The sequence below is a fragment of the candidate division KSB1 bacterium genome, from assembly GCA_022562085.1.
Lineage (GTDB): Bacteria > Zhuqueibacterota > Zhuqueibacteria > Oceanimicrobiales > Oceanimicrobiaceae > Oceanimicrobium.
In genome coordinates this window covers 1-16,076 of sequence record JADFPY010000070.1, presented here as the reverse complement: position 1 = coordinate 16,076, position 16,076 = coordinate 1, and the positions used below count along the sequence as shown (strand labels likewise).

Annotated in this window: 13 protein-coding genes; 1 reads left to right on the top strand and 12 read right to left on the bottom strand. The window is 43.4% G+C overall.

From position 1 onward, the window contains the following. Positions 1–30: 30 nt before the first annotated feature. From IH879_08495 to IH879_08440, 12 genes are all read right to left on the bottom strand, one after another. Positions 31–813: a hypothetical protein gene (locus IH879_08495; GenBank protein MCH7674977.1), complete on the bottom strand. Its 783-nt coding sequence runs from the start codon at positions 811–813 to the stop codon at positions 31–33. Beyond that, complete coding sequence (locus IH879_08490) at positions 810–2,747, bottom strand: SLBB domain-containing protein (GenBank protein ID MCH7674976.1); 1,938 nt, start codon at positions 2,745–2,747, stop codon at positions 810–812. Before IH879_08490 ends, IH879_08495 begins: the two co-directional genes overlap by 4 nt. 257 nt (positions 2,748–3,004) lie before the next feature. After that, complete coding sequence (locus IH879_08485; protein ID MCH7674975.1) at positions 3,005–4,249, bottom strand: fibronectin type III domain-containing protein; 1,245 nt, start codon at positions 4,247–4,249, stop codon at positions 3,005–3,007. 388 nt (positions 4,250–4,637) lie between these two features. Then, entirely contained in the window at positions 4,638–5,693 is a 1,056-nt protein-coding gene (locus IH879_08480; GenBank protein ID MCH7674974.1) for a sigma-54-dependent Fis family transcriptional regulator, read from the bottom strand. 624 nt (positions 5,694–6,317) lie between these two features. Further along, the gene (locus tag IH879_08475) at positions 6,318–7,202 is read right to left on the bottom strand and encodes an energy-coupling factor transporter ATPase (protein ID MCH7674973.1); all 885 of its coding nucleotides are present in this window, start codon (positions 7,200–7,202) and stop codon (positions 6,318–6,320) included. A gap of 2 nt (positions 7,203–7,204) precedes the next feature. Beyond that, entirely contained in the window at positions 7,205–8,551 is a 1,347-nt protein-coding gene (gene dgt, locus IH879_08470) for a dNTP triphosphohydrolase (GenBank protein MCH7674972.1), read from the bottom strand. A gap of 55 nt (positions 8,552–8,606) precedes the next feature. Continuing rightward, the gene (gene amrA / locus IH879_08465) at positions 8,607–9,173 is read right to left on the bottom strand and encodes an AmmeMemoRadiSam system protein A (protein MCH7674971.1); all 567 of its coding nucleotides are present in this window, start codon (positions 9,171–9,173) and stop codon (positions 8,607–8,609) included. Positions 9,174–9,458: 285 nt separating this feature from the next. Further along, a complete protein-coding gene (gene amrB, locus IH879_08460) occupies positions 9,459–10,301 on the bottom strand; it encodes an AmmeMemoRadiSam system protein B (protein ID MCH7674970.1) in 843 nt (280 codons plus the stop codon). 150 nt (positions 10,302–10,451) lie between these two features. Beyond that, positions 10,452–11,330 carry a metalloenzyme gene (locus IH879_08455; protein MCH7674969.1) on the bottom strand — a complete coding sequence of 293 codons (879 nt, stop codon included), beginning with the start codon at positions 11,328–11,330 and terminating at the stop codon, positions 10,452–10,454. A 170-nt stretch (positions 11,331–11,500) separates the two neighbouring features. Then, on the bottom strand, positions 11,501–12,520 hold the full coding sequence (locus tag IH879_08450) for a flippase-like domain-containing protein (GenBank protein ID MCH7674968.1): 1,020 nt from the start codon (positions 12,518–12,520) through the stop codon (positions 11,501–11,503). A 15-nt stretch (positions 12,521–12,535) separates the two neighbouring features. Then, a complete protein-coding gene (gene ychF, locus IH879_08445; GenBank protein MCH7674967.1) occupies positions 12,536–13,627 on the bottom strand; it encodes a redox-regulated ATPase YchF in 1,092 nt (363 codons plus the stop codon). Continuing rightward, positions 13,628–14,089 carry a peptidylprolyl isomerase gene (locus tag IH879_08440; protein ID MCH7674966.1) on the bottom strand — a complete coding sequence of 154 codons (462 nt, stop codon included), beginning with the start codon at positions 14,087–14,089 and terminating at the stop codon, positions 13,628–13,630. Between the two features lie 403 nt (positions 14,090–14,492). On the opposite strand from IH879_08440, the gene IH879_08435 reads away from it, so the two are divergent. Further along, the gene (locus tag IH879_08435) at positions 14,493–15,953 is read left to right on the top strand and encodes an aminoacyl-histidine dipeptidase (protein ID MCH7674965.1); all 1,461 of its coding nucleotides are present in this window, start codon (positions 14,493–14,495) and stop codon (positions 15,951–15,953) included. The last annotated feature ends 123 nt before the right edge of the window (positions 15,954–16,076 follow it).

Sequence of the window (16,076 nt, the reverse complement as noted above, 5' to 3'; positions counted from 1 at the left end):
CGAAAGTCTCCATTGAAAAAGCCGGCGAAATTAAAGTCTCCGTTTTAAAGTTTGCAAGGCAACTTTCAGTTCGACTTCCCTGGCCATAATCGTGCCTTTAATTTCGCCGGCTTTTTCAATGGAGACTCTCGTCTGAGCTTGCAAATCTACTGCTTTAAATTCAGACTGAAAATCGGCCAGGGCGGTCGTGGCCTTTTTTAAGCGCACCGCTGTTTGTTTAAGCTGTTCTTCAATGTAAATACGGGAATTTTTTGCACGGGAAAAACTTTTTTCGCGGTTTACTTCGTCTAATGCTTCGACAAAAGCGTTTGCTACCTGAGCAGAAAGTTCGGCATCGTGGACTTCAACTGAGATGTTAATCATGCCCTGCTCGTTGGCGAAAATAGTGGATTTCTCATGCAGTTCATTAAGCGCATCTGTTTGATTTTCAATGTCCCAGATTTCGTATAAATTTTGCTCCGTTTCTTGCGATTTATATTTTTTTGATAAGACGGCTTCTGCAACGGTTCGGCTCTTCAAGATCTCAACAAAGATATCAGAGGAAGACGCCGGAATCCCGGGAACATTAAACATGGAAACCGGAGAGTTTAGCAGCAAACTTCGCAAACCATTCTGCTCTCCCTCGCCGGGCGGCAAGAGAGTTGTGGTTGCGGTATAGGTTTTTGGCAGCAAAAAACTCAGCACCAGCATCATCAGTCCCGCAAGCAGCGAGTTGCGGATGATCATTCTTCGGCGTTTAAAGATTACATCAAGATAATCCAATAAGTTTATCTCTTCCGAAAAGCTATTTTTATTTGAAGGAGTTTCGCTCATCGGTTAATCGCGGTATCTATGATAAGATAAATTGAAGCCAGTTGTGCGGTAACGGAGACAACTTGTAAAAAGACCGGCCAGAAATTCTTGTCGGATTTTCTGGGTACCCAAATGATGTCGCCCGGCTGGAAAGACTTAACATCCTCGTCATCCAGAACCTCGCCGGAAACCTTAATTACTTTTGTCTTGCGCACATCCGCATCCCAGGAAGCCCCTCCCGATTTAGCCAGATAGTATTCCAGTTTTGCCGAGGGATTGAAAGTCACACCGCCAGGCTTGGCGACTCTTCCGGTAATGGTAACGACCCGCGGCGCTTTCGGTATAACGATTAAATCACCGTTTTCCAGGATAACGTCCTGATCTTTGTCTCGGTTAGCGAATAACTTTTCAAAATCAATAACGATCTCGTTTATATCTGAAGTATTCTGCCTCATCACGAAATACTGATACTCAAGATCGCTCATCTCTTCCCGCCGCATCTCGGTCAACCGTTCAAATTCCTTATCAAATTTCAGCCGGTTTTTAGGTCGAATAAGTACCGCCTCTTGTAAAAATGCAACATCCGTAAACCCGCCGGCCTTGTCAAGAATTTCGCTTAGATACGTACTATCCTTGACGATTGAGTATTTGCCGGGGAACATAACTTCTCCCCGGACGTCTACCGTCAGACCTACCTCCCATTGGGGTATTTGCCTGATAAAAACCTGGTCGTCTTCTTCCAAAAGGACGTCTGAATGGCCATTCGTACCATTCGTTAAATTCTGTAAATTTATTTTTAAAAATTTGGTGGGTTGCCCCGGGTCGATTTTGGCGACTTCGGCTTCTATGGTGTATGCTTTGCGTGTTAAACTTCCGGCCTTCAGAATGAGATCGCTTAAATGCATATTATTTTCCAGGTCATATTCACCCGGATTTCTAATTTCACCAAATATGGAGACCTTGCGTTCGTGAATCTGGTCAAGCTTGGAATAAACTTTAATCTCGTCCTCATTTTCGAGCAAAAGATTTTGCGTGCTGTCTCCCGCAATAATTTCGCGATAACTTACATACTGAAGTTTCCGGCTGCCATCTTCTTCGAGCCGGCTAATTTCGATTTTATCTTCAAAAGCATACTCGGTAAAGCCGCCTGCCAGGTCAATTAAATCCGTAAGTTTTTCATTCAAACCCGGCTTCAATTCAAAAACCGATTCCCGGTTAACCTCTCCCTCGATCGTAACGATGTTCCGAGCCAAGGGGACATTGATCCGGTCACCCGCTTCCAGGAATTCGTCAAAATCATTATTGCCGCTCATCAAAAATTGATATAAATCCACTGACAAAGAAGTCTCGCCATCGCGAATAAGTTGAATGTCTCGTAGGGAACCTTTTCCAGTTGGCCCCCCTGCTAATATCACTGCATCGAGCACCGTATTCATAGCGCTCAAAACATATTTGCCGGGTCGAAAAACTTCACCCACCACAGCTACCATCACGTTTTTGGGCCGCAACAACATGATATCAAGATTAAAATTATCGTAATACCTGGAAAGTTTCTTCGAAAGAAGTTGCTTGAATTCATCAATATTTAAACCCCAAACAAAAATCACCCCGGCAGGAGGAACGAAAATCTTGCCTTCTACATTAATCGTAACATCAAGATTTTCCTGCACATTTCCTAATAAAAAGATCCCAATTCTATCGCCGGGTCCCAATGTATATTCAGGAGGTAAAACAAGCACTTCTTTTTGCTCTGGCCCCGATTCGGAATCACTTTTATTAAAAAGATCGATGCCAAATAGACTTAACTCATTTCTTTTTGGGGCGTCTTGAAAAGATTGGGAAGATCCTGAAGGTGTACTTTTGCTAAAATAATCCTGAAGAGATGGCGATGGCCTTGCATTAAACCGTGACGATCCTTGTTCGTAGAGCAAGTCAAATCGTGAGGAGTCGGTCACTGCACGTTTTTTATTTTGAGAAAAAACCGTACTTGAAATTATCGACAAAAAAAGCACGCAAAATAAAAGCTTAAACTTCCCGTACATTTATTAAGCCAAGTTTAATACATATAATCCTTTATCTACGTTAAAGTACAAAAAAAAAGCCTGCCAGTCAATACATATTTCACAATTAAAACAAATAAACAAATTAAAATAAAATAAGGCCAGAAAACAATCGCTGTTTCCCGGCCTTTCTACGAGGGAGGAAGAAAAAATTATCGTAAAAGAGTCATCTTTTTGACACGGCGTTCCAGAGAAACGTTCACCAGTAAATCTCCCTTCACAACGTCGCGTTTGACCTCGAGACTGTAAATATAAACCCCACTTGGCACCTGGATATTGTCGTTATTGGTTCCATCCCAAACCACTTTGTGATCGCCTTGTGGCATTTCATCGCTGACAAGGGTTTTGACTAACTGGCCGAGAGGATTGTACACTTTTACCTCAACTTCCCGCTGTTTCTCCAGAAAGAAGCTAATCTCAGTTTCCGGGTTAAACGGGTTCGGGTAGTTTTGATGCAACGAGAATGTCTGTTGTGTGGTTGCAGATCTTTTAGAAGAGTAAGTGGCGGTGTTATTCGAGACGATCTTATTTGGATTGCCAGCTCGATCATAAATGTTATTGACAGAAAGGGTATAATCAACACCGTCCTGATGCTCCGAAGTCACCAAATGCACCTTGGTTAAATTTTGATCGAGGGCTGCTACTATGACCTGAATGTTGGGACTGATTGAATAATTGTTTACATTTTCGGCGGATGCCTTGTCCAACGGCTCACTAAAATTGAGATCAATCTGAGTCGCTCCCCTATAATTAACAGAAACCAATTGGGGGGCGGTTGTGTCAACATTGGAGTCGGCCGGAACATTGTAATTTTGAGTGCTTCCCGAAGCGATTGGATTGCCGTCGACATCTTTCACATTACTGACGCTTATTACATAATCCTGACCCTTTGTATGTTGGGAGGTCGTCAAGTGTACGGTTATCAAATCAGCATCTAAAGCTGCCGTCAAAACCTGAACTCCGCCATCGATTGAATAATTCGCCGGGTTTTCCGCTGAAGCTTTGTCAAGAGGTTTGGAGAATAAGACGTCCAGTTTGGTATCGTCCCCAACACTCACCCCCGTTATTTGCGGGGGTGTGCCTGGTGTTGGCGTAAAACTCACTTCATTAGAAAAGCCGCTTTCGTTACCGGAAAAATCAAAAGCAGTCACCACGAAAAAATAGGTCGTTCCGTCCACCAAATTATTGATGGAAAATGAGGTCGTATTACCGACATCAACTACATCGTCATAACTTCCGGAACTTGTGCCGTAGTAGATTTTGTATCCACTTAAATCACTTTCGGTATTTGCATCCCAGCTAACTGTTGCGGTTTCAGCAAATGCCAGCGTGGTCGAAAAAAACAAAGAAGTTATAATGAGTAAACAAGCAGCAGACTCCTTCTTTAGGCATAGCATCTTTAAATCTCCTTGGTTGCGGTGCGAACTTGGAATCTGTACAACGGCAAAGGATATGCCACAGAATCTTAAGATGTCTTAAGGTCTTGTTAATTAGGTGCTTGCTTGAAATATTATTAATGACTTTATTTAAAAAATGTTACATTAATTACAGGCCTGTAATTCGGATTGGTAAGAAAAGGGTTAGCTTTCAGCAGGCAGCTCTAAACCGCTCCTCCATCCCGCCGTTCTGAGCGCGGCGCGTTCTTTGTTGGGAAGGTTTAAAAAAGCCACCAGCGTGAAAAATCTCAAGAATGGTGTCATAAAGAGGAAAATTCTTCGCACATCCGGCTTTCCTGAAAAAAACAGAATGACGTGAGGGAAGAGGGGTTGTTGAAAGCTGAAGCTGCTAAGTATTCTTCTTCCAGGAGGAGTGAGTTATATCGTACTGATTGATTTTATAATTGAGGGCTCTTGGTGAAATGCCGAGTTGATTCGCTGCGTCCTTCTGAATCCATTTGCTATCCTGAAGTGCATAAAGGATGGTTTCTTTCTCGATGGTTTCGAGATTGAGGGTGTTGAAACAGATGAGGCCACCGTCACGGGGCTTGCGGCGGTCTCTTCCGCCGGCGGCAAAATAATCCTCACCCGGCATTGCGAGATCCTCTGGTGATATCATTTTGCCTTCTTCACAGACCAGCACGGAGCGTTCGATCAGATTCTTTAATTCACGGATGTTGCCCGGCCAGGAATGATTTTGAATGAGCGCCTCGGTTTCTTTATTGAAGCCTTTTAAGTCTTTCCGTATTTCCTGCGAAAATTTTCTTAAGAAATATTCAGCGATAATCAAAATATCTTCTTTACGTTCGCGAAGCGGCGGAATGTTCAGGGTAACCACATTCAGACGGTAATATAGATCCGCCCTAAACGAAGCTTCCTCGATTAAGTCAAGAAGATCTTTATTCGTGGCCGCGATGATGCGAACATCTACTTTTATGTTTCGATTGCCACCGACCCGGTTAAACTCCTGATCCTGCAAAACGCGCAAAATCTTGGCCTGGGTTGTCAGGTGCATGTCGCCAATTTCATCCAGAAAAAGTGTGCCGCCGTCTGCCTGTTCAAACTTACCCACATGGGTCTGAAAGGCGCCGGTAAACGCACCTTTTTCATGACCGAACAACTCGCTTTCCAGCAAATTCTCGGGAAGGGCCGCACAATTTACTTTAACAAACTGCTTGTCTGAGCGATCGCTGATGAACTGAATAAGGCTGGCGATTAATTCTTTTCCGGTACCCGTTTCCCCCTGAATCAAAATAGAGGCGTTGCTCTTCGAAACCTTTTTAATTATTTTGAAAATTTCTTTAATTTCAGGGCTTCTACTAACCAACGGGTAATGAAAATCAAATCCGAAATTCTTATCCCAACCCCCATTCAAAGGTTGTTCTTCGTCTTTTGGTTTCGACATAAACTGCCGTGTCAAATCCTCTAATTTTTCCAAGTTACACACCTTATCACGGTAGTTATCGACAACTGACACTGACATCTTGAAATTTTGAATTAAGTAATTCGTATTGGTAATGGGTTATGTATTTCCTGTGACATCAATGTTTCGGTCAATATTTAGAGGGTACGATTTTGACCCGAACACATTTTTAATTTTTGAGCCTGAAGAAATAAGATTTCAAATTAAAAAGTGAAATATTTGAATTATAACTTTCCCACAATTTGCAAACATTATGCCACCTTTCAATTGAGGAAACTATGGCAAAATTAGTCGATTTTGGCAAGTATACATGACTATGGGAAGAATTTAACTAACTATTAGTAAATATTGACAATTCTGCAACGTCTTTATAGAAAAAAAAATACAAATTTATATAATGAAAAGAAGAAAAGACAAAGAGTTTATCGAGTGGGTTAAAATTGGCTGTTTTTCGTACAGTGGCAAATTTTGAATCACATTTGGCTTCTGCTCTAAACCATCCGCTTGTCTTTTTGCCACACGGATTGAAAAAAAGTCGCAGATAAATAAGACACAAAAAATTGCTCATTGAAATTTTCTATATTATTTAAAAAACAGTGGGATTCCTCAATCCGCGGGGAGTGATCTCTTGTCAACCCGGTCCTTTCCCAAGATTTTCTGGCCAAGCTCACGTTTAATATCATCAACTGAATAGAGCTCGGAAGACTTAACCCAACCCTTTTGCTTTAAAGTATTAACCAGCGCTAGAGTTCTTGGAATCGACAATCCTACCGATTGCAACAATTTCGGGTTTTGAAAAAGCTCTGTTTTATGGCCGTCAAAGCGAATTTCGCCTCCGCAGATAACAACAATGCGGTCCACCAACGATGCAACCAGATCAAGATTATGTGAAATCAACAAGATGGTTTTCCCTCTGGAGTGAAAGCGGTTCAAAATGTCCTCGACCGCTTGTACTCCCGAATGATCAAGACCAGCAGTCGGTTCGTCTAAAACCAGGAATTCTGGCTGCAGAGCTAAAACACCGGCGATAGCGACTCTGCGTTTTTCACCTTCGCTTAACTGAAATGGGATTCGATTTTTGTATTTGTTAAAGTCTAGCCCGACATTTTCAATTGCTTCCCTTACTCGGTCAACAATCTCATTTTCGGGCAATGCCAAATTCCGGGGTCCAAAAGCAACATCTTTGCAAACCGAATCTTCAAATAGCTGCGTTTCCGGAAATTGAAATACCAAGCCGATTTTTTTTCGCAGTTCTGTTAAACTAAACCCCTTCGCCCAAATGTCTTGGTCATCCACCAGGATCTGACCCGTCTTCGGTTTTAATAAACCCGTCAAATGCTGCATTAATGTTGTTTTACCTGAACCGGAGGGACCAACCAGAGCAAGGAGTTCACCTTCCTCAATGCTTAAATTAACGTCATTTAAAACGGAATTTGAAGAACTCCCAAAGGAACTAAATTGAAAGGAAAGGTTTTGAATTTGAAGATTCAATTTTACGTTGCCCGGCCTATTTTCTCATGCTCACCCAGCGCCAACTCCAAATTCAAATCGCTGATTTGAAACTTCTTTGACCGTCCCAGACGCTTTGCCTCACGAATTGCATACTGGTCGGTCATGCCGGCGATATAATCGCAAATGATTCTAAAATAGTAACTATCTTTTTGCAGAACCTCCGCTGGTAATTTTTCAATTTGATCACCTTTTTGTTGAAAATATCTTTCGTGGACGTAATCAGGAAGTAGAGAAGGGTCGTTATAATACGATTCAAACAACCGGTAAAGAAGTTTTTTCCCCAGCTCATCTGACCACTGAACCCGTGAGAAATCAATTATTTCATTATAAATAAACTTATTCAATTTCTTTTGTAACGGATCCATTTTGGGGCTGAAACGAAAAAGCTCTTCATCAAAATTAGAAAGTCTTCCTTTTTTTTGACAGTATTTGGAAATATTTTCCAAAGTGAATTCAATGACGTCGTCAACCAGAAAATTGATCAGTCCTTTAATCAATAATCCCTGGTACAACCTTTGGTCTTCAGTTGCCAGTGAGGTGATTCCAAGGTTTTCTTCAACTCGTTGAACAATTTGGAGCTTCCTAACTTTCTTTAGTTCTACTAAGCCTGCACGAATGCCGTCTTCCAGATCATGCGTTCTTTGGGCGATTTCATCACAAATCGCAACCACCTGACCCTCGAGGGTTGTTGCGGTATCCAGCTCGAAACGAAGACCCTCGTAGCAAAAATCCGGGAAATCAAACTGTCCTTTTTTCAAGCGCGTGTGTTTAAGAATGCCTTCACGAACAGGTGCTGACAGGTTAAGTCCGTCAAAACTGTACTTCTTTTCTAAAAAATCTACAACCCGAAGACTCTGGTAGTTATGCTTAAAACCGCCAAAGGTTTGCTCTGGGTTATGGCTCTCGAAACCTCTTCTACCGCTCATAATTTCGTCAAGGACAAGCTCGCCCAGATGCCCAAATGGTGTATGACCGAGGTCGTGACCCAAAGCAATTGCTTCAACCAGATCCTCGTTCAAGCCCAAAACTCGAGCTATGGTTCGTGAAAGTTGAGAGACTTCTAAGGTATGGGTTATTCTGGTGCGGTAATGATCGCTGCCGGTGGTTAAAAAAACCTGGCGTTTGTGTTTCAGTCTCCTGAATGCCCGCGAATGAATAATGCGATCCCGGTCACGCTGGAATGCTGTTCGGTATTCGTGCTCCTGTTCGTCGAATTGGCGCGTTGAGTGGGCACCTCGACTCGACATCGCATAAGACGCCAGAGCTTTTAATTCGAGAGCCTCGAGCTCTTTTCGGGTGCGTTTTTTGAAAGTAGGGTAAATCTGCAATTTAATGGTTTGGCCAGTGTTTGCTACTGAAAACCGAGTTGAGTATCCAATAACTTTAACCGCGGTGTGACTCCTCAAAAACCTGGGCATTGAATGTCATAATTTCGGTCTCCGGGCTTTTCCAAGCATCCTTTTTTAAGCCGGCTTTCAGACAGACATGTTCAAGGAATGCTTGCCGTTTCCAATTGTTTTTCTTAGCCACCTGTGGAAGTAAAAGCCCTTGCGAATCACCGCGCCTAACTATAAGTCCATCTCGTTTCACCTTTATCATGTTTATCGAGGAAATCTTTCGCAGGGCTGTCACAACTGATATTTCAATCACCGTATCTTTCAACTCATCTTCCTTAAGTGGAGAAAATCGCGGGTCTTGAAAAGCGGAAGCTTCAGCGACCTCCCGCACAGTTTGGTAAAGAGGCTTTACACCCATAACAAACCCAATGCAACCACGCAGCTTGTCATCTTTTTTTAAGGTAACAAACACACCGCGGATTTCTTCTAAGCGATGAAATGGACTTTGAAATTTGGGAAGTTCGCTACCGCTAAATTTTGCAGCAATTGATTTTCTTGCTAATTCTAAGAGTGTTTTTTGTTCTTTCTTGGAAAGAACATTGCTTCGTTTCATAAACAAAGCTGACCACCTCCCAGGGGTAACTTTGTTTTATTACTAGCACGGCGAAGCCGCAAATGTTTAAAATGACCTGCTTTGTCAAGGTCCACCATTGTGCTATTATCAGCAGTCATTAACGCTTCGCTGCCATTGACAGGGGTGACTTTTTCTTCTGTCTAAAATGACGTCGAATGCAAATGACCTAATGACTGAATGACGGGTGTTGTCATTCGCTTCGCGTCATTAACCATTTTCTTGAAAAAAAATTGCAACAGTTTAGAGATGAGTACTACAAATACACTAATTCACCTTATAAAAAGCCGCCGACAAATAACCGACGACAGCCGAGCGATCCCCTGATGTATCTCCTGAGTTTTTATACAGGAGGGATTTGACTGTATCTGCACCTTCAATTTTACTGGCAACCATCGCAGCTATAATGGCCCCGCCTCCGCAGGCCTCACTTGTCTGGTCTTCAAGGGCGCTACCGAAGTTTGCTTCGTCAAAGGATTCGATCAGTTGAATTGTGGCCTGGTCGATCTTAACCGCTTCATCATATGGATGATAGTGAGAAAGGTCAGAGCTTGCTACAATGAGTGAAGCCGACTCTTTCAAAACATTTCCTAAAGCCTCTCCCAACAACTTACATGTCCCCGAGTCCTGTTGGCCGAGAACAATAGGAATAATGGGGGTTTCTTCCAAAACCTTTTGCAAAAACGGCAGCTGGACCTCCAGAGCGTGTTCATCGCAGTGACCGGCCCAGGAAGAGACGATTACTTCATCCTGCTCAATCAAGGCATCTGCATATTCGGATGCAACGGGCACCAAACCAAGGGGTGTTTCATACGCTCCGCCATTGAAAACCGAAACTCCCGTGAACGTCTCTCGATGACTAGGTGAGATAATCGCGATGACCGAATACTTGTGGTTCTTCAAATTCTTGTATGCTGCTGCGGCGACAGGGCCGGAATACTGGTAACCTGCATGCGGACAAACCAGCGCTTCAATTTCTCCATCCAGATCAATGGATTTGGCATCATCAATTAATTTCTCGAGTTCGTAATCTAATTCGACGGGATTACCCGGATAAAAAAGGTCAGCGACTGCGGCGGGCCGAATATCGTTTTTGCCAACGGCGTGCATGATTCAAAGCCGGAAATTAACTTTATTTTAATTCAATTTAATAAAAAAAACCGCTTAGTCAAGAAAAATTTTGAAGTTTGCCTTGAGGAAAGGAAAGTACGCTTGTATTCCTCAGTTTCAGATTTAAGTTATTAAAAAGCTTTGGACAGATTATTTCAAATAACCCAAAATTGCTTTCGGCACATCTTCGATCCGACTGATCTGATCAGCAAGACTCTTTTGGTTTTTCCCCCAGAGTACAGTCGGGACAAAATTTATAGTGTGAGTCGAAACGCTTAAATCCTCAAAGTTTCCATGGTCACTTGTCAGCAAAACTAGATTTTCATTCAGGTCGATTTGAGACAAAACCGTCTGTAAAAAACGATTGAGTTTGTCCAGCTCCACTTCCGCCCAGTCCATTTCCTGGGAATGACCGACAAGGTCGGTGAGAAAATATTCGAACAGGCAAAAGTCAACTGACGTCGCAATCCGTACCAGAATTTCTGCTGACGTCTCGGGCGTTCGGATCGGCACCTCGAACCCCATCTTAGATAGAAAAGTGTTGGTTAGATCATGAGAAATCGCTTCCCCATTCAGCAGCTCCGGTTCGATCATGAGAAACGGGAAGTTCGACGCCCTCACTGACCAGGTGGTGGCTGAAATGCTGCGCTCCGGTCTTTTAAAATATTGTGGTGAGAAGGCATTGGCAAAAGTTGCCTTTTTGCCTGATTTCTCCAGTTTAAGAAAGATGCTTTCTTCAGCGAGTATTTTTCTAAGTGTGACTGTCGGGAATCCGGGCCAATGACGGTCGAGCGCCTGTGCAGAATTGAAGCCGGTCAACAGTGCGGTCTGCCCAGTGGCACTTTGGGGCAGACCTTTCACACCCATTGACGGATCGGTAGGAACCACTTGACCGTCAAAGGCTACCGGACCATTTGAGTGGCCGATAAATTCTGGGAAAAATGGAGAAAGGAGACGGGCGAAAGGATTCTTGTCTTTATCAAATTCACCGATGCCAATGCCATCGATGAATATCATTAATACGGACATAATTCTATCGTGGGGCATGTACAAAAAGAGTGCAAAAAAGGACGTCTTTGCGAGCGTTTTTTTGCGAAGCAATCTTTCTCGTCATCAGCATGAGATTGTTTCATCCCGCAAGAAAAGGGGGATTCGCAACGGCATTTCTGGCTTTTTGGGGAACAGCCCAAGTTTTAAAATCAAACTTCTTCTTTTTGCGCATGTTCAACCAAATCTTTCTCGGCAACTGCGTCGGAGAAATGCAGGTTTTCTCTCCAGAAATAAAATAAGCCGATGATGCTGATTGGCAGAATATTCATTAAATGACTGACTAACGCGAAACTCTTGACTTCGCCATCGGGAATGCCGGCGCCTAATGCGTTCAAGCTCAGTGCGCAAAAATAATGGAAAGTACCGACATAGCCCGGGGAGGCCGGAATCATGATCCCAAATGACGCAAAAACCAAAACCAATAGACTTGCAGAGATATCAAGGCCATACTTGGCAGGAAAATCAAAAATGAAAAAGGAAAAATAAATCGATAAAATATAAAGGGCCCAAACCAGGACACTCAAAACTGTTATCGCTAAGTAATGCTCAGCCTTTTTAAAGACAAGACACCCTTTGGTAAACGAAGGTAGAAAATGCTCAACGAATTTGAACAGTTTAGCCGGCAGAATCTGTCTCAGTTTTTCAACGGTGGCGTCTGTCCATTTAATCAAGACAATCACCAGGGCAATTACAAAACAGGTAATTACCGAAATGAGATAACCGCCATATTTGATCTCGTCACCCAGGATAGAAGCGAACAGTGAAAATGTTAAAACGAGGACCAGCAGCAACGGCACAAAATCTAAAATAAACCGTTCCACGAAAACAGTTGCAAACGCTGAACTTTTGGAGATTTTCTGAGACTTCCCGATAGCAAAGGCTCTTAGAAATTCACCCATACGCAAGGGGAAAATATTGTTGGCGGCGTAACCTATCATCAAGGCAGAGAAGACTGGATTTATCTTGATGAGTTTGATCGGTTCAAGAAGATACCGCCATCGAACGGCTCGCAGCCAATGACTGAAAATCATGGTCGCAAAAGCCGGGATGAGCCAAAGATAGTTTGCCGCTTTAATCGCATTCAGCATCTCCTGGAAATCGACCTGCCGAAATGTAAAATACAGAAAGACAAAACTGACTACCATCCCGATAATTATTTTTAATCGCAAATTAAACCCCCTCCATTACACATTAAACCGAAACGTAATCACGTCGCCATCCTGTACAATATAATCCTTGCCTTCCAATCTCAGCACCCCTTTCTCTTTGCATTTCACCAAAGAACCGAGCTCGCTTAAAGTATCAAAATCGACGACCTCTGCCCGAATGAAGCCGCGTTGAAGATCGGAATGGATTTCTCCGGCGGCATCTTGCGCCCGGGTATTTTTTCGGATCGTCCAGGCGCGCACTTCTTTCTCACCGGCGGTCAAAAATGGAATCAGCCCTAAAAGCTCATAGGAATTGCTGATCATCTTGTTCAAGGCCGGTTCTTTAATTCCCAATTCTTCTTGAAAACTCGCTTTGTCTTCTTCCGGAAGCTGGGTGATTTCCATTTCCAAATGCGCTGAGAGCGCGACCAAACCTTTGTTTTCACCAACAGCCATATCTGAATATTCTTTTAAGATCTCCGTTTCCCTGTTTAAATCATCCTCACTGATATTCAAGACCAACAAAATCGGTTTGGCGGTTAAAAACTGGTAGCCGCGAAGCGCCTTCGCTTCACTCTCGGTTAAAACCAGTTCACGCAGCGGTTTTTCCTCCTCCAGTGTAGAAAGGCACTTGTTTAAAAGATCCAGCTCCTGCTGCTTATCTTTATCTTTTATTTTTTTAATTTCTTTGCTGAGTCTCTGGATGCGGTTATCCAGAATGCTCAGGTCAGAAAACAAAAATTCATCTTCAATAATCCGCCAGTCTCTCCTTGCGTCAAGACTACCCTCGGAATGGGGAACTGCATCATTTTCAAAAATTCGCAAAACACACAATAAGGCATCGACGTTGCGCAAATTGGCCAGAAACTGCTCTTGAAATCCCTTGCGCTGGGTCGCTCCTTTTGCAAGGCCGCCAACATCCAAATATTCGATGTCGGCCTGAACTTTTTTGGCCGTAGGATAAAGCTCATGCAGCCGATCCAGCCGCGGATCCGGGACTTTAACAATGCTCAGGTTTGTATTCCTTTTGCCTGAGGCAGGCGGAGCGGGTCCTTTGGGTGATTGGGTGAGGGCGCTGAATAAAGTGGTCTTTCCGGCCTGGTCTAAACCGACAATTCCAATTTGCATCTATTTCTCTTCGACAACAACTTTAGTCATGACATCCCCACGGCGGATTTGTTGAACGACATCCATACCTGCAACCACTTTTCCAAACACTGAATAACCGCCATCGAGAAAAGGCGTGGCTTTTAAAGTAATATAGAATTGGCTGCCGCTTGACTTTTTCTCCGGATTCATTGCATCGCCTTGCCGGGCCATTGCCACAGCGCCTTTCTCATGCAGGAGTCCGATTTCCGCGGGAATGCGGTAACCGGGTCCACCGGTTCCGACACCCAAAGGATCACCGCCCTGAATCACAAACCCCGGGTCATACCGGTGAAAGGTTAGGCCATCAAAAAATCCTTCCTTTGCGAGAAAAACAAAATTATTTACATGCTGGGGCGCATAAAGGGCGTCTAATTCCATCACGATCTGACCTTTGTCGGTATGAATGGTGGCAATGTATTGTTTCGAATCATCGATGCTCATTTCGGGAGGCCCGTTGTAGTATCCTTCCCGGTCTTGAGGCGGCGTGTTAGGCGGTAAGGGTTCTGATTTGATAGAAGCTTGTTCCTTCTCAGTTTTTTGTTCGTTTTCCAGTTTTTTTTGTTCATCATTATTACAACCAATAGCAAATAAGATTAAAATAGCCACCGGCGGAATAACCCGGAAAAAATTTAGGTGCATTTGTATCTCCTTCTAAAAAAAAATGGATGTCATCTCAAAAAAGATGTAAGAGACGTTTAAACCAGGCGGAATTTAAACAAGAAGCTTTACATTAGCAAGTAGAATTTTCAATAGCTCGCCTCTATAATTTACTTCAATTTACTTGCAAAATCCTTGCATCCTGTTTATATTAGTTTCATTGAACTAACCGAAAGTGGAGGAAAACATGACCTTCGTATCTGATTTGGAACCCAAAGAGTTATGGCGACATTTTGATAAAATTCTTACCATCCCCCGCGGCTCCAAAAATGAAAAAGCCATGGCGGATTATATTTTGGAAATTGCTAATAAACACGGTTTGAAAAGCAAACAAGACGCCGAGGGCAACATAGTCGTAAATAAATCCGGTACTTCTGGAAACGAATCCAAACCCATTACCATTCTCCAGTCTCATCTTGATATGGTGAACGAAAAAAATGCCGACGTAGAGCACGATTTTACAAAAGACCCCATCAAACCACGGCAGGAGAAAGACTATCTTTATGCCACTGGCACAACTTTAGGTTCAGATAATGGAATCGGAGTCGCGGCAGCGCTGGCGGTAATGGAAAGCAATTCAATCAAACACGGTCCCATGGAGTTCCTGTTCACCGTAGACGAAGAGACCGGGTTGACCGGCGCCAGTAATCTCGGCAGCGATATGTTGGAGGGTAAACAGTTAATAAATATGGACACAGAAGAAGAGGGCTCTTTGTATGTAGGCTGCGCGGGGGGCGCAGGCTTGAACTTGGTGCTTCCTTTAAACTACACCTCTACTCCCGCGGATTCACAAGCTTTGGGCCTCAAATTGCAGGGGTTACGCGGCGGGCATTCAGGCGTAGACATCCATTTACAAAGGGGCAATGCGGTTAAACTTCTTGCCCGCGCATTAAATGCTGTTTATACAAATTCGAAATTTCATCTCGCCGGTTTGGCCGGCGGTAATATGCACAACGCCATCCCGAGGGAAGCATTCGCTACAGTCATCGTTTCTTCCGGAGAAAAAGACGCGTTCATCAAATCGCTTAATGATCGGATTAAAGTCATTCAAGCAGAATTCAAGCCGGCAGAGCCTGACATGAATCTTGCGATTAGCAATGAAAGCTCACCGCATAAAGTTTTCGATGAACCAACCACAGAAAAGGTTCTCAATTTGCTAAACGCCTTGCCTCACGGTGTTATCTCCATGAGTTACGATATCCCGGATCTTGTAGAAACCAGTTCAAATTTGGCTACGGTAAGCATTGACAATGGTGAAATGCTCATCCATATCAGCAATCGCAGTTCGGTTGATTCGGCGATTGGAGGTATTCAGGAACGTGTCGCGAGTATTGGTTTGATCAGCGGCGCCAAAGTTGAAGAAGTTGAGGGTTACCCAGGCTGGAAACCGGATTTAGATTCTCACGTTTTGAAAATCTCAAAAGAAGTTCATAAAAATGTTTTAGAAAAGGAGCCTGAAATCAAAGCCGTACACGCCGGTCTTGAATGCGGAATTATCGGCGAAAAATATCCGGGCATGGATATGGTTTCTTTAGGTCCGCAAATCGAATTCCCTCACTCCCCCGATGAGCGGATTCGAATTGAATCTGTGGGAGATTTTTATAAATTACTAACAGGAATTCTGGAACGGCTGGCGAAAAATGATTAACTAGTGATTGACCGAAAAGTGGCAAAACTAAACTTTTGCACTCCAAAATTCAACATGTTTGTACTAATAAACAATGACTTGTGTTTATTGGAGTGCGATGCTTCAGCATCGCAGGGCACTTTT